General features: G+C 67.6%; 16 protein-coding genes and 1 riboswitch. Of the genes, 6 read left to right on the forward strand and 10 right to left on the reverse strand.

The features are described from left to right. Positions 1–204 precede the first annotated feature (204 nt). Positions 205–307: riboswitch (glycine riboswitch) on the reverse strand. Positions 308–440: 133 nt separating this feature from the next. Further along, positions 441–2141 carry an NAD+ synthase gene (locus tag IEW24_RS00675; RefSeq protein ID WP_188574448.1) on the reverse strand — a complete coding sequence of 567 codons (1701 nt, stop codon included), beginning with the start codon at positions 2139–2141 and terminating at the stop codon, positions 441–443. A gap of 136 nt (positions 2142–2277) precedes the next feature. Between IEW24_RS00675 and IEW24_RS00680 the strand changes: the two genes are divergently transcribed. From IEW24_RS00680 to IEW24_RS00690, 3 genes are all read left to right on the forward strand, one after another. Further along, on the forward strand, positions 2278–2910 hold the full coding sequence (locus IEW24_RS00680; RefSeq protein ID WP_188574449.1) for a biliverdin-producing heme oxygenase: 633 nt from the start codon (positions 2278–2280) through the stop codon (positions 2908–2910). After that, positions 2873–5434 carry an HWE histidine kinase domain-containing protein gene (locus tag IEW24_RS00685; protein ID WP_188574451.1) on the forward strand — a complete coding sequence of 854 codons (2562 nt, stop codon included), beginning with the start codon at positions 2873–2875 and terminating at the stop codon, positions 5432–5434. The genes IEW24_RS00680 and IEW24_RS00685 overlap by 38 nt, the downstream gene beginning before the upstream one ends. Positions 5435–5647: 213 nt before the next feature. After that, entirely contained in the window at positions 5648–6538 is an 891-nt protein-coding gene (locus tag IEW24_RS00690) for a dienelactone hydrolase family protein (RefSeq protein ID WP_188574453.1), read from the forward strand. Between the two features lie 82 nt (positions 6539–6620). Here IEW24_RS00690 and IEW24_RS00695 read toward each other — a convergent pair whose 3' ends face one another. The 8 genes from IEW24_RS00695 to IEW24_RS00730 all read right to left on the reverse strand — a co-directional run bounded on the left by IEW24_RS00695 (position 6621) and on the right by IEW24_RS00730 (position 14254). Continuing rightward, positions 6621–7670: a sulfate/molybdate ABC transporter ATP-binding protein gene (locus IEW24_RS00695; RefSeq protein ID WP_188574455.1), complete on the reverse strand. Its 1050-nt coding sequence runs from the start codon at positions 7668–7670 to the stop codon at positions 6621–6623. Position 7671: 1 nt separating this feature from the next. After that, positions 7672–8550, reverse strand: a complete 879-nt coding sequence (gene cysW, locus IEW24_RS00700) for a sulfate ABC transporter permease subunit CysW (protein WP_188574457.1) — start codon at positions 8548–8550, stop codon at positions 7672–7674. Further along, positions 8547–9398 (reverse strand): sulfate ABC transporter permease subunit CysT, encoded by an 852-nt coding sequence (cysT, locus tag IEW24_RS00705; RefSeq protein WP_188574459.1) that lies wholly within the window; start codon positions 9396–9398, stop codon positions 8547–8549. The genes cysW and cysT overlap by 4 nt, the downstream gene beginning before the upstream one ends. Before the next feature lie 376 nt (positions 9399–9774). Further along, complete coding sequence (locus IEW24_RS00710; RefSeq protein ID WP_188574461.1) at positions 9775–10797, reverse strand: sulfate ABC transporter substrate-binding protein; 1023 nt, start codon at positions 10795–10797, stop codon at positions 9775–9777. Between the two features lie 167 nt (positions 10798–10964). Next, positions 10965–11762 (reverse strand): phosphoadenylyl-sulfate reductase, encoded by a 798-nt coding sequence (locus IEW24_RS00715; RefSeq protein WP_188574463.1) that lies wholly within the window; start codon positions 11760–11762, stop codon positions 10965–10967. 11 nt (positions 11763–11773) lie between these two features. After that, positions 11774–12274, reverse strand: coding sequence for a DUF934 domain-containing protein (locus IEW24_RS00720; RefSeq protein WP_188574465.1), 501 nt, complete (start codon positions 12272–12274; stop codon positions 11774–11776). After that, a complete protein-coding gene (locus IEW24_RS00725; RefSeq protein WP_188574467.1) occupies positions 12261–13913 on the reverse strand; it encodes a nitrite/sulfite reductase in 1653 nt (550 codons plus the stop codon). Before IEW24_RS00725 ends, IEW24_RS00720 begins: the two co-directional genes overlap by 14 nt. A 23-nt stretch (positions 13914–13936) precedes the next feature. After that, a complete protein-coding gene (locus IEW24_RS00730; protein WP_188574469.1) occupies positions 13937–14254 on the reverse strand; it encodes a DUF2849 domain-containing protein in 318 nt (105 codons plus the stop codon). Positions 14255–14544: 290 nt separating this feature from the next. Here IEW24_RS00730 and cysD point away from each other — a divergent pair, with 290 nt between their 5' ends. Together cysD and cysC are read left to right on the forward strand one after the other, a co-directional pair. Continuing rightward, complete coding sequence (gene cysD, locus IEW24_RS00735) at positions 14545–15339, forward strand: sulfate adenylyltransferase subunit CysD (RefSeq protein WP_244644068.1); 795 nt, start codon at positions 14545–14547, stop codon at positions 15337–15339. A 9-nt stretch (positions 15340–15348) separates the two neighbouring features. Further along, positions 15349–17274 carry an adenylyl-sulfate kinase gene (cysC, locus tag IEW24_RS00740; RefSeq protein WP_188574473.1) on the forward strand — a complete coding sequence of 642 codons (1926 nt, stop codon included), beginning with the start codon at positions 15349–15351 and terminating at the stop codon, positions 17272–17274. Positions 17275–17694: 420 nt separating this feature from the next. On the opposite strand, the gene IEW24_RS00745 is transcribed toward cysC, so the two are convergent. Further along, positions 17695–18015, reverse strand: a complete 321-nt coding sequence (locus tag IEW24_RS00745) for an ArsR/SmtB family transcription factor (protein WP_188574475.1) — start codon at positions 18013–18015, stop codon at positions 17695–17697. A 106-nt stretch (positions 18016–18121) separates the two neighbouring features. On the opposite strand from IEW24_RS00745, the gene IEW24_RS00750 reads away from it, so the two are divergent. Beyond that, positions 18122–19102 (forward strand): quinone oxidoreductase family protein, encoded by a 981-nt coding sequence (locus tag IEW24_RS00750; RefSeq protein WP_188574476.1) that lies wholly within the window; start codon positions 18122–18124, stop codon positions 19100–19102. Positions 19103–19131 lie beyond the last annotated feature (29 nt).

Raw genomic sequence — 19131 nt, forward strand, 5'->3', positions numbered from 1 at the left:
CGTGAAGATCCGCGCGGCGCCCCCTCTGTCGCAGGAACCTGAGAGATTCACCCGCGCCCGGTCGCATGATGCGGGCCGGGTCGGCTTACTCCTTCGGTGAGCCAGGGTCGGGATGCACGGCGGTGCGCAAGTGTTCAACGCCAACAGGCGGCGAACGCCAGACGCTCCGGCCAGCATCGCGTCCGCGACTGCTTTCCAGAGGCTCGTCACCCTGCGGCCCTTGTTGCCTGAGCGGTTCCGGGGCGGTTGCGCCTTCGGCGCCGGTTCCCCGCTTTCGCGGTTTGCCGGTCTCTCCCGCAGGGATCATCCGATAACGGTGGTTGTACCACCATCGCGGCGCAGCATAGGCGATCCTGCGCCGGAATCAATTCGTCATCACGCTTATCCCATGCGGGATTGCGAGGGCGATATGCGAACCGCGTCCGATGGCGGCCCCGCCCTCAGCCCTGATCGCGAAACCCGTTGGTGATGGGATAGCGGCGGTCGCGGCCGAAGTTGCGGGTCGTCACCTTCACCCCCGGCGCCGCCTGCCGGCGCTTGTATTCGGCAAGGTTCAGCATACGGTCCACCCGCTTGACGGTCGCCGCGTCGAAGCCTTCCGCGATCAGTTCCGAAACCGAGGTCTCGTCCTCCACGAGGCGGGCGAGGATGGCGTCCAGCACCTCATAGGGCGGCAGGGAATCCTGATCCTTCTGGTTCTCGCGCAGCTCGGCGGTGGGCGGCTTGTCGATCAGCCGGTCGGCAATCACCTCGCCGTCCGGGCCGAGCGCGCCCAGAGGCTTCCATGTGTTGCGCAGGCGCGAGAGGCGGAACACCTCGGTCTTGTAGAGATCCTTGATGGGATTGTAGCCGCCGTTCATGTCGCCATAGAGCGTGGCATAGCCGGTGGACATCTCGGACTTGTTGCCGGTGGTCACGACCATGGCGCCGAACTTGTTGGACACCGACATCAGCAGCGTGCCGCGCACGCGGGACTGGAGGTTCTCCTCCGTCACGTCGCGGTTCCGGCCTGCGAACAGCGGCGAGAGGATGCCTTCCAGCGCTTCCACGGCGGGCGCGATGGGCAGGGTGTCGTAGCGCACGCCAAGTTTCCGGGCGACGTCGGCCGCATCGTCGAGGCTGTCCTGCGCGGTGAAGCGGTAGGGCAGCATGATGCAGTGGACGCGATCCGCCCCCAGCGCATCCACCGCCATGGCGGCGCAGATGGCGCTGTCGATGCCGCCGGACAGGCCGAGCACCACGCCGGGGAAGCGGTTCTTGTTCACATAGTCCCGCAGACCCAGCACGCAGGCGGCATAGTCCGCCTTTTCCCCTTCCAGCCGGTCGGCGAAGGGGGCTTCCTGGCATTTCCAGCCATTCTCGAACCGCTGCCACTGCGTGGTGCGCACCCGCTCGGCGAAGCCGGGGAACTGCATGGCGAGCGTGCGGTCGGCATTGAGCGCGAAGGAGGCGCCGTCGAACACCAGTTCGTCCTGCCCGCCCACCTGATTGACATAGAGCAGCGGCAGGCCGCTCTCCACCACGCGGGCCACCGCGATGTTGGCGCGCTCGTCATAGACCGAGCGGCGATAGGGCGAGCCGTTGGGCACGATGAGGATTTCCGCGCCGGTCTCGGCGAGGCACTCCACCACGTCCGGCCCCCAGATGTCCTCGCACACCGGCACGCCGAGGCGCACGCCCCGGAACGGGATCGGGCCGGGCAGGGGGCCCGCGGAGAACACACGCTTCTCGTCGAACACGCCGTAATTGGGCAGGTCCACCTTGAAGCGCTTCGCCGTGATGCGTCCGCCTTCCAGCAGGAAGACGCCGTTATAGAGGTGCCCGTCCTCCTTCCACGGCGCGCCCACCAGCAAGGCGGGGCCGGTGGCGGTCTCGGCGGCCAGAGCTTCCAGCGCTTCCCGGCAGGCGGCCTGGAAGGCGGGCTTGAGCACCAGATCCTCCGGCGGATAGCCGGACAGGAACAGCTCGGAGAAGACCACGAGGTCCGCGCCCTGATCGGCGGCTTGCGCACGGGCGACGCGCACTTTCTCCGTATTGCCCGTCACGTCACCCACGATCGGGTTCAGCTGCGCCACGGCGATGTGCAGCGTATCGACAGGGGTGGAGAGGCTGGCGTCTGCAGCAGGAGAAGAAACGGTCATGGCATCCGGCATGTAATGACGGGAAGAGATGTAGCGATGCGACGGCGCGGGGGCAATGCGCCCATCAACGCGCCCATCAATGCGCCCTTGGGGGGAAGACACGTCAGTGAGGTTTACCCGGTGGCAGCCTACACTTATGATCGAATTGACGGGAAATGGGGGCACCAAACTCATGGGTTTCCAGGGCACGCAGAAGTCGCATCGCTTCGAGCTCCGCGCGCGCACCATGGAGCAGCATCAGGCACTGGAGGCCGCCGTTGGCCCCCTCAATTCCATAGCCGCCTATCAGCGCTATCTGCGCGGGCAGGAGGCCTTCCGGGCGCCGCTGGAGCGCCAGCTGGCCGCCGTGCGCGTGCCCACCACGCTGGAAGACGTGCTGCCCGTGCCGCTGGCCGCCCTGCTGACGCTGGACCGCGCCGATCTCGGCGATGCCGTCGATGTGGTGGAGGAGACGGCGGCTTTGTCCTTCACCCCGTCCGCCATCTTCGGAATCCTTTACGTGCTGGAGGGTTCCACGCTGGGCGCGCGCCTTCTGCACCAACAGGCCGGGGCGCTCGGCCTCACCGCCGCGCACGGCGCGCGACATCTTGCGGAACAAATTGCCCAGCCCGGTACTTGGAAACAGTTCGTAAGCGTCCTCGATGCCGAGGAGGCGCTTGACCTCGACGAGGCGGCAGCTTCGGCCAACGCCGTATTTGAAGCGGGGCGCAGAGCCTTCGCGAGACTGGACGATGCCGAACGCTCAAACCGTCGACCTGACGAATTGTGATCGCGAACCCATCCATATCCCCGGCAGCATCCAACCCCATGGCTGCCTGATCGCCTGTTCCGCCGACGCGGCGCGGGTGGAGCGCCACTCCGCCAATGCGGCAGATGTGCTGGGGCTGCCGGCAGGGGACATCAACGGCCAGTCCCTTGACGCCATGGTGGGCAGCCGGCTCGCCCATGACCTGCGCAACGCGCTGACCACCGTCACCAATCCCGCCCGCCCGGCGCTCATGCTGGGCGTGGAGGTGAACGGGCGTTCGCTCGACATCGCCGTGCACCGGCACAAGGGCGCCACCCTGATCGAATTCGAGCCGGCGCCCACCGGCAAGCAGATCTCCCCCGTGGAGCTCGGGCGCGCGCTGGTGAGCCAGCTCAGCCGCCTGAAGGACGAGAGCCAGCTGCTCAAGCGCACCACGCGCCTCGTGCAGGGGCTGCTCGGCTACGACCGGGTGATGATCTACCGCTTCGAGCATGACGGCTCGGGCAAGGTGGTGAGCGAATCCAAGACGCCGGCGCTGGAAAGCTTCCTCGGCCAGTATTTCCCCGCCTCCGACATTCCGAAGCAGGCGCGCGAGCTCTATCTGCGCAACACGCTGCGCATCGTCTCCGATACCGAGGGGCATTACATCCCGCTGGTGCCGGTGCTGGATGCTTCCGGCGAGCCGCTGGACCTCTCCTACGCCCATCTGCGCAGCGTCTCGCCCATCCATTGCGAGTATCTGCGCAACATGGGGGTGAGCGCCTCCATGTCGCTGTCCATCGTGGTGGGCGGCGAATTGTGGGGCCTGATCGCCTGCCACCATTATTCCCCGCGCGTGCTCTCCATGTCCGAGCGCATCGGCGCGGAGATGTTCGGCGAGTTCTTCTCGCTGCATCTGGAGGCGGTGAACCAGCGCGCCAAGCTCGACACCGCCACCCGCGCCCGCGCCACGCTGGACCGCATCCTGCGCCACGCCTCGCGGCACATGGACCTGTCCGATCTTCTGGCCAGCAGCCTGCCGGAATTCTCCACCCTCATGCCGGCCAACGGCATCGGCCTCTGGATGAACGGCACCTGGAGCGGCTCGGGCAATACGCCGCCGGCGTCCGAAATCCCGGCGCTGGCGCGCCTCGTGGGGCAGGCCAGCGACGGCCGCGTCTGGGCCACCCATGCGCTTGCGCAGGCGCTGCCCGAGGCCGCCGCCTACAGCGCCGAGGTGTCCGGCGTGCTGGCCATTTCCCTGTCGCAGCGGGCACAGGACTATCTGTTCTTCTTCCGCAAGGAGGTGGTGCAGACGCTGGAATGGGCCGGCAATCCCGACAAGCAGTACGCCACCGGCGTGCATGGCGACCGCCTGACCCCACGCAAGAGCTTCGCCATCTGGAAGCAGACGGTGGAGCGCCAATCCACCCCCTGGACCGCCGCCGACCGCGAGATCGCGGAGGCCGCCCGCACGGCGCTGGTGGAGGTGGTGCTGCGCCACAATGAGCTTCTGGCCGACGAGCGCTCCAAGGCCGAGGTGCGCCAGCGCCTGCTCAACGAGGAGCTGAACCACCGGGTCAAGAACATCCTGGCGCTCATCAAGTCGCTGGTGTCCCATCCGGTGGCGCCGGGCACGGGGCTGGAAACCTACATCTCCACGCTCGCCGGGCGCATCAAGGCGCTGGCCCATGCCCATGATCAGGTGGTGCGCGGCGACGGTGGCGGCATCCTCGGCGAACTGCTGGCGGCCGAACTCTCGCCCTATCGCGACCAGTCCGCCGTGGCGCTGTCCGGCCCGCCCGTCCTTCTGGACGCGCGGGCCTTTTCCGTCATGGCGCTGGTGCTGCACGAACTGGCCACCAACGCCGCCAAATACGGCGCGCTGAGCGTCGCGGCGGGGCAGCTGGACGTTCAATGGTCCGCCACGGCGGACGGCAGCTGCGAGATCGTCTGGACCGAGAGCAGCGGCCCAACCGTGCGCCCGCCGGAGCGGCGGGGCTTCGGCTCGGTGCTGGTGGACCGCTCCGTGCCCTATGACCTGAACGGCGAAAGCCGGGTGGACTATCTGGTGAGCGGCGTGCGCGCCCGCTTCCTCCTGCCGGCCCGCTATGTGTCCTGGCCCAGCGCGCCGGTCGCCGCCGAGGGTCTCGCCGCCGCGCGGGGAGAGGCGGAGGGGGGCGCGCCCGCGCTGGACGGCGTGGCGGTGCTGCTGGTGGAAGATCAGCTGCTCATCGCCATCGACGTGGAGACCATGCTGCTGGGGCAGGGCGCCCGGACGGTGGAGACCGCCAGCTCGGCGGCGGAGGCCATCGGCAAGCTCGGCCATTTCCGGCCGGACGTGGCGGTGCTGGACGTCAATCTGGGCAGCGGCACCTCGGTGCCCGTGGCGCAGGAACTGCGCCGGCGGGGCATCCCCTTCGTGTTCGCCTCCGGCTATGCGGACCTGACCATGATCCCGGAAGAGCTGTCCGGCGCGCCTTTGGCCCGCAAGCCCTATGACGTGGAGGCACTGGCGCTGGCCATCGTGGAAGCGTGTGCGGGCCCGCAGGCGGCCACCGCCTGAGCGGTGGCGCGCGGGGCAGCGGCAGTCCGGCCGCTTCCTCTCCGGTGACGGAAATGTTTGCGATCGGCCGCCGGCCGGGCCTCGCCCCGCGACGTCAGGCGTGCCACTCTCGCGCGCCCGGTTCCGGGCCGCTCCTGCCGTCCGTCCCGGCCGTGCGTTCCGCATGGCCGCCGGCAGGATGATGCATCCGCCTTCCGTTTGCTGGAGGTTTTCATGACTTCTCCCCTTGCCACGCCCCCGTCTTCGACGCTTGAGGGGCTCGATGGACTGGTGCGTGAGCCTTTCTCGCGCCGCAGCTTCGTCATGACGTCGTTGATCACCGGCTTTACGCTCGCCACCACCACCGTGCTGGCGCAGGCCATCAAGACCGACGCCACCGGGCTGGTGGCCGGCGACGTGCAGATCCCCACCTCCGACGGCAACATGCCGGGCTATCGCGCCATGCCGGAAGGCAACGGCCCGTTCCCGCTGGTGATCGTCATCGAGGAGATTTTCGGCGTCCACGAATACATCAAGGACACCTGCCGCCGCCTCGCCAAGCTCGGCTATTGCGCGGTTGCTCCCGAGCTTTACGCCCGGCAGGGCGACCTCACCAAGATGACCGATGTGCAGCAGATCGTCAGCCAGGTCATCTCCAAGAAGCCGGACGCCGAGCTGGTCTCCGACCTCGACGCCTCCGTCGCCTGGGCGGTGAAGGACTCGAAGGCCGACGGCAACCGCCTCGCCGTGACCGGCTTCTGCCGGGGCGGGCGCGCCACGTGGCTCTATGCGGCTCATAATCCGAAGATCAAGGCGGCCGTGGCGTGGTACGGCCCGCTGGGCGGCAACCGCTCCGACATCCAGCCCAAGACGGCGGCCGATGTGGCGGGCGCCCTCCAGGCGCCGGTGCTGGGCCTCTATGGCGCGGCCGATACCGGCATTCCGGTGGCCGATGTGGAGAAGCAGCGCGACACCGCCAGGGCGGCGGGCAAGACGGTGGAGATCGTGATCTATCCCGACACCCCGCACGCCTTCCATGCCGACTATCGCCCCAGCTACCGCAAGGAAGCGGCCGAGGACGGCTGGAAGCGCATGCTGGCGTGGTTCAAGCAGTACGGCGTCTGATCCGCCTGCGCTGTCCGTAAAGGCAAGCGGCCCGCCCCGGTGAGGGGCGGGCCGTTCCTGTTTCAGTGCTCAGCAATGAAGATCAGGCGTTGGCGTTGAACACCCGGTACCTGCGCGGCACGAGGCCGATGAGGCCGCCGGTGGGCAGATCCTGCTGGTGGGGCACGGCGGCCTCCACCACCACCGGACCGTTGCGGCCGGGGATCTCGATGTCGGCGCGCCGGGTGGGGCCGAAGGTGCGCACCGCTAGCACGCGGCCCGCGAAGGGGGCGGCATCCGGATCGGCGAGGTCCACGTCATGCGGGCGGGCGAGCAGGCGGGCGGGGCCGTCCGCGACGCCCTGGCTGTCGAGCGCCAGCGGCTTGTCGCCGGCATAGAGGCGGCCGTCGCGCACGTCGGTGGGCAGGGCCAGCGTCTCGCCGATGAAGTCGTGCACGAAGGCGGTGGCGGGATTGTCATAGACCTCGGACGGCGTGCCCACCTGCTCGATCCGGCCGTGGCCCATCACCACCACCCGGTCGGCCAGTTCCAGCGCCTCTTCCTGATCATGGGTGACGAGCAGGGAGGTGACGGGCAGTTCCTCGTGCAACTGGCGCAGCCAGCGACGCAGCTCCTTGCGCACTTTGGCGTCGAGCGCGCCGAAGGGTTCGTCCAGCAGCAGCACGCGCGGCGAGATGGCGAGCGCGCGGGCGAGCGCCACGCGCTGGCGCTGGCCGCCGGAGAGCTGGCCGGGATAGCGGTCCGCCAGCCAGTCGATCTGCACCAGATGGAGCAGTTCCTCCACCTTGGCGCGGATGGTGGCGTCCGGCACCTTGTCCTTGCCGGTGCGCACGCGCAGGCCGAAGGCCACGTTCTCGAACACGTTGAGGTGCCGGAACAGCGCATAATGTTGGAACACGAAGCCCACGTTGCGGTCGCGCACCGTGCGCTCCAGCGCATCCTCGCCATCGAAGCGCACTTCGCCCGCGTCCGGCCAGTCGAGCCCGGCGATGATGCGCAGCAGCGTGGTCTTGCCCGAGCCGGAGGGGCCGAGCAGCGCGACCAGCTCGCCCGAGCGCACGTGCAGGGACACATTGTCGAGCGCGGTGAAGGACTTGAAGCGCTTGGAGACGCCCACGACGTCGATGGTCATCTCAGTGGTCCTTTGCGATGCGCTTTTCGAGCAGGGTCTTGGCGCAGAGCGTCACCAGCGCCAGCAAAGCCAGCAGCGAGGCCACCGCGAAGGAGGCCGCGAACTGGTACTCATTGTACAGGATCTCGATCTGCAGCGGCATGGTGTTGGTGAGGCCGCGGATATGGCCGGAGACCACCGACACCGCGCCGAACTCGCCCATGGCGCGGGCGTTGCAGAGCAGGACGCCGTAGAGCAGCGCCCATTTCACATTGGGCAGCGTCACCCGGAAGAAGGTGGAGAGGCCGGAGGCGCCGAGCGAAATGGCCGCTTCCTCCTCCGCCGTGCCCTGCTCCTGCATGAGCGGGATCAGCTCGCGCGCCACGAAGGGGAAGGTGACGAACACCGTTGCCAGAACGATGCCGGGCAGCGCGAACACGATCTTGATGTCGTTGTCCTGCAGGAACGGGCCGAGCAGGCCCTGCGAGCCGAACAGCAGGATGAACACCAGACCGGCCACTACCGGGGACACCGAGAAGGGCAGATCGATGAGCGTGATGAGGAAGCTCTTGCCCGGAAACTCGAACTTGGCGATGCACCAGGAGGCCACCAGCCCGAACACGAGGTTCAGCGCCACCGAGATGGCGGCGACGATGAGCGTGAGCTCGATGGCGGCCAGCGCATCCGGGTCCACGAGGGCGGCCACATAAGCCTGCCAGCCCTTGGCGAAGGCCTGCACGAACACCAGCACCAGCGGCAGGCCGATGACCAGCGCCAGAAAGGTCAGCGCCACCGCGATGATGGCGATGCGCACGCCGGCAGGTTCCGTGTGCACCGGCGGGGCGCGGCGGACGACGCGGGCGGGCGTCGCCGCGGGAGGGGCGATCTCGGCCACGCTCATGACTCGGTGGTCCGCCGTTCGGTCCATTGCTGGAGCCGGTTGATGATGAAGAGCAGGATGAAGGAGGTGAGCAGCATCACCACCGCGATGGCGGTGGCGTCCGCATAGCGGAACTCCTCCAGCCGCACCACGATGAGCAGCGGCGCAATTTCCGACACGTTGGGCATGTTGCCGGCGATGAAGATGACCGAGCCGTATTCGCCGACGCCGCGTGCGAAGGCCAAAGCGAAGCCGGTGAGCAGCGCCGGCCAGATGGTGGGCAGCACCACCCGCCACACGGTCTGGCCCCGGCTGGCGCCGAGGCTGGCGGCGGCTTCCTCATACTGTTTGTCGAGATCCGCCAGCACCGGCTGCACCGTGCGCACCACGAAGGGCAGGCCGACGAAGACGAGGGCGATGAGGATGCCGAGCGGCGTATAGGCCACCTTGATGCCGAGCGGCTCCAGAAGGCTGCCGACCCAGCCATTCGGCGCATAGAGCGCGGTGAGCGAGATGCCGGCGACTGCCGTGGGGAGCGCGAAGGGCACGTCCACGATGGCATCCACGATGCGTCGGCCGGGAAAGTCGTAGCGCACCAGCGCCCACATCACGATGGTGCCGAACACGGCATTCACCAGCGCGGCGGCGAACGAGATGCCGAAGGAGATGCCGAGCGCGTGCAGGGTGCGGGGCGCGGTGACGATAGCGATGAAGCGGTCGAACGAGAGTTCGGTGGTCTTCAGCACCAGCGCGGCAAGCGGGATGAGCACGATCAGGCTCAGCCACGTGACGGTGAGGCCGAAGGTCAGCCCGAAGCCGGGGATGACGCTGCGCTGTCGGAAGGAAAGAGACTGTCGGCCTGCGCTCACGTCCTGCTGTCCTGTTGTCTCAAAGTATCAGGCGGTGTTCCGGCACTTGCGCCCGGACCTTGCCCCCCAACCCTCCCCCGCAAGCGGGAGGGCATCTGTCGCATCCTATCCAGTTCGTCATGCCCGGGCTTGACCCGGGCATCCACGTCGGGCCGACCGTGGGCGGCTCGACGCTATGGCGTGTCCTTGCCACTCCGCCTTTCAGTCCACCGCCCGCCAGGCGGATGGACGTGGATGGCCGGGTCAAGCCCGGCCATGACGAGTGGAGAGGGTGCTCGGGGCCTCCTTCACGCCCGCCCGGTGAGCTGGGGCTCCCTCTCCCGCTTGCGGGGGAGGGGTGGGGAGGGGGCGCTGGCGCGCCCTCCCAAGCCTTCGCTCAGTTGCTGTAGATCTTATCGAAAATGCCGCCGTCCGCGAAGAAGGTCTTCTGCGCCTTGGCCCAGCCGCCGAACACGTCGTCGATGGTGAAGGTCTCGGTCTTGGCGAACTTGTCCTTGTACTTCGCGGCCACCGCCGGATCACGCGGGCGGTAATAGTTCTTGGCCGCGATCTCCTGACCCTCCGGGGTATAGAGATACTTCAGGTAAGCTTCGGCGATGGCGCGGGTGCCCTTCTTGTCGACATTCTTGTCCACCACGGCCACCGGCGGCTCCGCGAGGATGGTGTAGGGCGGGGTGACGATGTCGAACTTGTCCGGGCCAAGCTCGTTCACCGAGAGATAGGCCTCGTTCTCCCAGGCGATCAGCACGTCGCCGAGGCCGCGCTCGGTGAAGGTGATGGTGGAGCCGCGCGCGCCGGTATCGAGCACCGGCACGTTCTTGAAGATGGCCTGCACGAAGTCCTGCGCCTTCTTCTCGTCATTGCCCTGCGTCTTCAGGGCATAGCCCCAGGCGGCGAGGAAGTTCCAGCGGGCGCCGCCGGAGGTCTTCGGATTGGGGGTGATGACCTTGATGCCGGGCTTGGCCAGATCGTCCCAGTCCTTGATGTTCTTCGGGTTGCCCTTGCGCACCAGGAACACGATGGTCGAGGTGTAGGGGGCGGAATTGTTCGGCAGGCGCTTCTGCCAGTCGGCATTGATCAGGCCGCGCTGGGCGATGGCGTCGATGTCATAGGCCAGAGCGAGCGTCACCACGTCCGCCGGGCTGCCGTCGATGACGGTGCGGGCCTGCGCGCCGGAGCCGCCGTGCGACTGGCGCAGCGTCACCGTGTCATCGGGATGGTCCTTTTTCCAGGACGCCTGGAAGGCCTTGTTGAAGTCGCTGTAAAGCTCGCGCGTCGGGTCGTAGGAGACGTTGAGCAGCGTGATGTCCGCCGCATGGGCGGGCGCGGCCCAGAGCGCGCCGGACAGGCTGAGAGCGATGGGCGCGGCGAGAACCGCTGAGGCAAGGCGTCGGAGCATGGCAGACCTCCCTTGGCGACGCCCCCGAAACACGGCCCCGGAAAAGGGCCCCCGGGACAATCCGGGCGGGATGGCGTGGCGCGATGTTGCGTTCGTCTGATCGAACGATACATCGCGCTTGGTACGGGTCAACCGATTAACTGAATAAATCTGATAAAAAATGTAGACTACATAGTCGGGCTGTCTTTTCGGACGTGAATCCCGCATTCCGTCTTGGCCTGCCCGCGCCAGCGTCCGGCCCGCGCGTCCTCACCCGGCTTGGCTCGGGAGGTGCAGGGCATGCAGCCGATGGAGCTGAAGCCGAAGTGCTGAAGGGGGTGCTGCGGCAGGTCGTGCGCCGTCATCCAGGCGGCGATCTCCTCCGGCCCCAGGGCGGCCAGTGGATTGTATTTCACGCGGCCATCGTCCTGTTCGACGAACGGAATGGCCGCCCGTGTCGCCGCCTGATAGCGCTTGCGGCCATTGATCCAGGCGTCGAAGGGCGCCAGGGCCCGGCCGAGCGGCTCCACCTTGCGCAGGTCGCAGCAGGCGTCCGTATCGCTGGCCCAGAGGTCGTTGTCCGGATCGCGCGCGGCGCGCAGGGCTTCGTCCGGCCGGAAGGTGCGGACATCGGTGAGACCGAGGCGGGCGATGAGCGCGTCGCGATAGTCCAGCGTTTCGGTGAACAGATGGCCGGTGTCGAGGAAGAGCACCGGCACGGACGGGTCCACCTGCGCCAGCATGTGCAGCAGCACCACGGATTCCGTGCCGAAAGAGGACACCGCCGCGATGCGGCCGCGATGGGCCGCCACCGCCTGCGCCATCACCTCCAGCGGGCCTGCACCTTCAAGGCGACGGGCGAGGGCGGCGATGTCATCGCCCGCCGGCTCCCGTCGCAGGTCGTTGCGCACCGTCTCGACCCGCGCGTCCGCTTCCGCCGGCAGATCGCCGGCGGTCGGATCGAAGGAAGGAGAGGTGCAGTCCATGGCGCGATCCCTCACGCGCCCCGCGCGGCGGCAAGGCGCGCCCGCAGGGGCACCGGCCGGCCGTCGCCGGTGGGCTGGTAGAAGACGGAATAGGAGTGGATCTCCTTCTCCACCGCCGCCACGTCGCCTTCCTTGACGATCTCCAGCGCATCGAAGCCACAGCGGACCATGAGCAGGAACTGGTCGCGCAGCACGTTGCCGGTGGCACGCAGCTCACCCTTGAAGCCGAGCCGCTCGCGCAGCAGACGCGCCTGCGAGTAGGCGCGCCCGTCGCGGAACTTCGGGAAGATGAGGGCGACCACCGCCAGCCGGTCCACGAAGGGCTCCAGCAGCAGCACGTCCTTGTCATTCGGCCAGATCACGCCCACGGGGTGATTGCGCGCGAACAGGGCCTCGCCTTCCGCCAGCAGGCGGGTGGCGGAGACGAGCACGGGCGCGTCGGGCAGGGTGTCCTCGTCCGCCACGGCCACGAAGGCGTCGGCGACGGGCTTTCCGTTCTTAACGAGCGGCATAGGCGCGCTCCTTGAAAGGTTCGATGCCGAGCCGCTGCACGGCGGCGATGAAGGTTTCCTGCTTGCTGGTGCGCAGCTCCACATAGGTGTCGAGGATGCGTTCCACCACGTTCACCACTTCATTTTCCGGCACGGCGGGGCCGAGCAGCTCGCCCAGCTTGGCCTTGTGGTTGGCCTTGCCGCCGAGCGTGATCTGGTAGAATTCCTGATCCTGCTTCTCGACGCCGAGAATGCCGATATGCCCTACATGGTGGTGGCCGCAGGCATTGATGCAGCCCGAGATGTTCAGATGCACCCGGCCGATGTCGGCGATCCGGTCGAGATCGGCGAAGCGCTTGGTCAGGTCCTGCGCCAGCGGGATGGAGCGGGCATTGGCCAGCGCGCAATAATCAAGGCCGGGGCAGGCGATGATGTCCGAGATCAGGCCGATGTTCGGGGTCGCCAGACCCTGCGCATCCAGCGCCTGCCAGAGCGTGAACAGGTCCTTCTGCCGCACGTGGGGCAGGGTGAGGTTCTGCTCGTGCGCCACGCGGATCTCGCCATAGGCATACTGATCCGCGAGGTCCGCCACCGCATCCATCTGGTCGGCCGTGGCATCGCCGGGAGGCGCGCCCACGGGTTTGAGCGAGATGGTGACGATGGCGTGGCCGCCCTTCCGGTGCGGGGCGACCGAATTGGCGTACCAGCGGGCGAAGTCCGGATTGGTCTTGGCAGCCTCAAGCTCGGCCGGGCCGTCGGTCAGCGCTTCGAAGTCCGGCTCCTTGAAATGGGCGCGGATGGCGTCGATGGCGGCATCGTCCAGCGCCAGCGCGCCGTCCTTGATCTGCGCCCATTCGGCTTCCACCCGGCGGGTGAATTCCTCGGTGCCGATCTCGTGCACCTGAATCTTGATGCGTGCCTTGTAGATATTGTCGCGCCGGCCGCCCGCATTGTAGGTGCGCAGGATGGCCTCAAGGTACGACAGCAAGTCGTGACGGGGCAGGAATTCGCGGATGGTCTTGCCCACGAAGGGCGTGCGCCCGAGGCCGCCGCCCACGATCACCTCGAAGCCGGTCACGCCGTCCTTGCGATGCAGGCGCAGGCCGATGTCGTGCACGCGGATGGCGGCGCGGTCATGCTTGGCCGCCGTGATGGCGATCTTGAACTTGCGCGGCAGGTAGGTGAATTCCGGGTGCAGCGTGGACCACTGGCGGATGATCTCCGCATAGAGGCGCGGATCCTCGATCTCCTCCGGCGTGGCATTCGCCCACTGGTCGGTGGTGGTGTTGCGGATGCAGTTGCCGGAGGTCTGGAGGCCATGCATGCCGGCGCGGGCGAGATCCGCCATGGCGTCGGGCAGCTCTTCCAGCTTGATCCAGTTGAACTGGATGTTCTGGCGGGTGGTGAAATGGCCATAGCCCCGGTCATAGCGCCGGGCCACATGGGCCAGCGCGCGCATCTGATCGGACGACAGGGTGCCGTAGGGGATGGCGATGCGCAGCATGTAGGCGTGCAGCTGGAGATACACGCCGTTCATCAGCCGGAGCGGCTTGAACTCTTCCTCGTTCAGCTCGCCATCGAGACGGCGCTTCACCTGGTCGCGGAACTCGTCAACGCGTTCCTGAAGGAAGGTCCGGTCGAACTCGTCGTAAATGTACATGGTTCAGGCTTTCGTCCGGGACTTCAGGCGGCGGCGCCGGGCAGGGCAACGGTGGGGCCGCCGACACGGATGCGCTCGCGCAGGTTCACGGGGGCAAGCGACCCGTCGTCCGCCACCGTCACGCGGGCCGGATAGGCGCCCACCGCATGGTTCTCGTCCGCATTGGCGATGCCGAGCAGCCGCAGGGCGTCATCCGGCGTGGAAACCACAGCCGCGCGGGACAGGGTGTCGCTCCACCCGCTCTCGGCGGTGAGCCAGACCACCACGCCATCGGTGAGGCGGTTGGCGGTGATCACTGTCGGGCCGGTGATCTTCAGCTTCTGCTGCAACGGTGAAGTCATGGGGTCCGCATGGCCTTGGGGTCCGGGGTCCAGCTACGAGAGGGTGGTCCGAGGGAACGGGAATTCCACACTGGATCTCCCTATTTCCCGTCATTTTTATGTTTATTAATCAGGTTGACGACGTTCTAAAGTTAAAATAGCGATCCCCAAAATGCAAATGCCAAATGGCCATTCCAGGCTGTAAGCCGGGCATACAAATAACTTCCGGCGCATGGCCGGATGCCCCACGATGCAGCTAGTGTGAGGAATCACATACGATGTCAGTGATTTCGGAGAGGGAGAGGACGCAGATGAACCGTCTCGATGCGCTGGAGGCGCAGAGCATCTTCATCATGCGCGAAGCCTTCGCCCAGCTGCGCAAGGTCGCCCTGCTGTGGTCGCTGGGCAAGGATTCCAACGTCATGATCTGGCTGGCGCGCAAGGCCTTCTTCGGCCGCGTGCCCTTCCCCTGCATGCACGTGGACACCGGCCGCAAGTTCCCGGAAATGTACGCCTTCCGCGAGCAGTATGCGAAGGAATGGGGCCTCGACCTGCTGCTGGAGGACTGCCCGCCCATCGAGAGCACGGACCCGACCCTGCCGCCCGCCGCCCGTTCCGCCGCCCGCAAGACCGAGGGCCTGCGCCTTGCGCTGGCCAAGCACGGCTTCGACGGCGTGATCGCCGGCATCCGCCGCGACGAGGAGCCGACCCGCGCCAAGGAGCGCTTCTTCTCGCCGCGCGGCACCGATGGCGCCTGGAACGTGCGCGAGCAGCCGCCGGAATTCTGGGACCAGTACAACACCGCGCTGACCCCCGGCGCGCATCTGCGCATCCACCCCATCCTGCATTGGACGGAGATGGACATCTGGGCCTACACTCAGCGCGAGAACATCCCGGTGATCCCGCTCTATTTCTCCAACAACGGCAAGCGCTACCGCTCGCTGGGGGACAAGGACATCACCTTCCCCGTGGACTCACCCGCCTCCACGCTGGACGAGATCCTGGCGGAGCTCGCCGTCACCAAGACCTCGGAGCGGTCCGGCCGCGCCATGGACCATGAGAGCGAAGACGCTTTTGAGCGCCTGCGCACCGCCGGCTATCTGTGAGTTTGCTCAATGACCGCTCTGCCGCTCTCCGTTTCCCCCGCTTCTCCGCTTTCGCCTGAGGCCTCGCCTGCCGAGCGTGAGCTGCTGCGCATCGTGATCGTCGGCCATGTGGACCATGGCAAGTCCACGCTGGTGGGCCGCATCCTGCATGAGACCGGCGCCCTGCCGGACGGCAAGCTGGAGATGATCAAGGCGGTGTCCGCCCGGCGCGGCATGCCGTTCGAGTGGTCGTTCCTGCTCGACGCGCTCCAGACCGAGCGCGATCAGGGCATCACGGTGGACACCACCCAGATCCGCTTCAAGACCGATCAGCGCGATTATCTGCTGATCGACGCCCCCGGACATGTTGAGTTCCTGCGCAACATGATCACCGGCGCGGCGCAGGCCGACGCCGCCGTCCTCCTGATCGACGCCGCCGAGGGCGTGCGCGAGCAGACCCGCCGCCACGCCTTCCTGCTGCACCTGCTGGGGCTTCGGCAGGTGATCGTCGCCGTCAACAAGATGGACCGCGTGGACTATGACCGGGCGGTGTTCGCCAAGATCGAGGCGGATGTCGCCTCTTATCTGGACGGCTTCGGTCTCCATCCCACCTTCGTCGTTCCCCTGTCCGCCCGCGATGGCGGCTTCGTGAAGGAGCGCGCCGAGGGCGCGGACTGGTACAGCGGGCCGACCATCCTCGGCGCCCTCGACAAGCTCACCGCACCCCCCGGCCTCGGCGACCTGCCGCTGCGCTTTCCGGTGCAGGCAGTCTACAAATTCGATGAGCGCCGGATCATCGCCGGCCGCATCGAGAGTGGCCGTCTCAGCGTCGGCGACGAACTCACCTTCGAACCCTCCGGCGCCACTGCCCGCATCCGCAGCCTGGAAGCCTGGCCCGGCCCGGCTCCGCTCTCGGCCGGGGCAGGGCAGTCCATCGGCCTGACGCTGGACAAGGACATCTTCGTCGCCCGTGGCGATGTGGCCGCCCACGGCAAGCTGCGCCCGCGCGCCGCGCGGCGCCTCACCGCCCGCGTGTTCTGGCTGGCGGATGCGGAGCTGAAGATCGGCACGCCCGTCACCGTGCGCCTCGCCACCAACAGCGCCACCGGCGTGGTGCGCAGCGTGGCAAGCGCGGTGGACCCGGCGAACCTCACCACCGAGGGCATCGCCGCGCTGGGCCGCAACCATGTGGGCGAGGTGGACATCGCGCTCCATCGCCCGCTGGCGGCGGATGCCTACAGCATCAATCCCATTCTCGGCCGCATCGTCATCGAGGTGGACCGCAAGATCGCCGGTGGCGGCATCGTGCTGTCCGCGGCCAGTGAGGACAAGTCGCCCGCGCCCCGGGGCGAGGTGGTGGCGGTGGACAGCGCCGTGCGCCCCGCCGACCGGGTGGCGCGCTATCGCCATGGCGGTGCTGTGCTGTGGCTCACCGGCCTGCCGGCGGCGGGCAAGTCCACGGTGGCCCGCGCTACCGAGAAGCGCCTGTTCGATCTCGGCGGCGCGCCGCTGTTCCTCGACGGGGACACGCTGCGCACGGGGCTGAACGGCGATCTCGGCTTCTCGCCCGAGGAGCGTTCCGAGAACATCCGCCGGGTGGCCGAGATGGCGACCTTCCTTGCCAAGAACGGGCATATCGCCATCGTGGCGCTGGTGTCACCGGCGCGGGCGGATCGGGAGCGGGCGCGGCAGATCGCCGGGGCCTATTTCCACGAGGTGCACATCCGCGCCCCGCTGGAGGTGTGCGAGGCGCGCGATCCCAAGGGCCATTATGCCCGTGCCCGCAAGGGCGAGATGGCCAACTTCACCGGCATCAGCGCCCCCTATGAGGAGCCCGAGCAGCCGGAAGTGGTGCTCGACACCACGTCCGATCTGACGCTGTGCGTGAGCGTGCTGGAGACCTATCTGTCGGGCGCCGGCGTGCTCTCGCCTGCGGACGACGACGCCGGCATCTGAGCGGGTGCTCGATGGGGAAGGGCGCGCCTCTGCCCCCTCCCCAGCCCTCCCCCGCAAGCGGGAGAGGGCTTTGCCCGCTAAGCTTTCGGGGGGGCGGCATTGCGGCCAGCGCAACAGGCTCCCTCTCCCGCTTGCGGGGGAGGGTTGGGGAGGGGGCAAGCGCGGGGCGTTGATCGCCTGATCATCCCTATCCCTTCGTCATGGCCGGACTTGATCCGGCCATCCACGTCCTTCCGCCGGGAAGGCGTTTTGCGAGGGGAGGGAATGGTGAGGGTTCGCTTCCACGCAATCCGTCCACGCTTTGCCGATCGTGCGGAACTTCGAGAACTGCCCACAGTCCAGCCGTGCACATGCCCCGCAAGCAGGCATGACGACCTGCTGCTCAATAAAGGTCGCTCTCGATCTTACGGGTGACGTTTCTTACTCCGGTCCGGCGGCCACGATGGCGGCGAGCAGGCCGGGGAAGCGGCGGTCCATGTCGTCGCGGCGTAGGGTGTTGGTGCGGCCGTTGCCATGATCCACCTGATGGATCAGGCCGGCCTCGCGCAGCACGCGGAAATGATGGGTGCGGGTGGCCTTGGCCAGCGGAATGGGAAAGCCCGCGCAGCGCAGTGGCGTGCCCTCGCTCGCCGCAAGGTCCAGAACCACGCGGCGGCGGTAGGGGTCTGAAAGCGCAGCCAGCACCTTGTCGAGGCTGATCTCGCTCACCTCCGGATGCCATAGCGGCGTGGTCTCCGGCACCTCGTCTCCTCTTCCCGATCATCAAGCAAATATCGTCCGGTCACTCTTGCGCGTGCGGAGGATCGGGCGCAAGGTACGATAAATTTCGTACCTTAGGGAGTGAGCCATGACCGCTGCCACACGCATCCGCCTCGACAGCTTCGGCGGACCGGAGGTGATGACGCTGGAGCAGGTGGATCTGCCGGCTCCTGCCGCCGGTGAGGCGCAGGTGCGCCAGACCGCCGTCGGCTTCAATTATATCGACGTCTACCAGCGCTCCGGCATCTATCCCTTGCCCACCCCCACCGGCCTCGGCCATGAGGCGGCGGGCGTGGTGGAGGCGGTGGGCGCGGGCGTCACCGGCCTCAAGCCGGGCGATCGGGTGGCCTATATCAATGCCGGCATCGGCGCCTATGCGGACCGCCGCATCGTCCCGGCCGACAAGCTGGTGCCGGTGCCGGACGGCGTGTCCGACGAGGCCGCCGCCGCCCTCATCTTCAAGGGGCTAACGGCGCAATATCTCATCCGCAAGACCCACAATGTCGGCCCCGGCGACACCATTCTCGTGCATGCGGCGGCGGGCGGCGTGGGGCAGATCCTGAGCGCCTGGGCGAAGGCGCTGGGCGCCACCGTCATCGGCACGGCCGGCGGGCCTGAGAAAGTGGCCATCGCGAAGGCCGCCGGCTGCGATGTGGCCATCGACTACCGGCAGGAAGACTGGCCCGAGCAGGTGCTTGCCGCCACCTCGGGCAAGAAGGTGCGGGTCGCCTATGACAGCGTGGGCGAGGCCACCTTCCTGAAGACGCTGGACTTGATCGCGCCCTTCGGCCTGATGGTGAGTTTCGGCGCGGCGTCCGGACCTGCGCCGGCCATCGGTCCGGAGCTGCTCAACAAGAAGGGCTGCCTGTTCCTCACCCGCCCCTCCATCTTCCCGCACAATGCCGATCCGGCGGTGCTGAAGGCGAATGCGGCGGAGCTGTTCGCGGCCATTTCCGCGGGAATCGTGAAGCCCGCCATCGCCGCCCGCTTTCCGCTCGCCGAGGCCGTGGAGGCGCACCGCACGGCCGAGGCGCGCACCACGGCGGGGAGTATCCTGCTGATCCCGTGATTGATAGCACGGGAGGGGCTGCACCCTTT

The sequence above is a fragment of the Azorhizobium oxalatiphilum genome, from assembly GCF_014635325.1.
In the GTDB taxonomy this organism is placed as follows: domain Bacteria; phylum Pseudomonadota; class Alphaproteobacteria; order Rhizobiales; family Xanthobacteraceae; genus Azorhizobium; species Azorhizobium oxalatiphilum.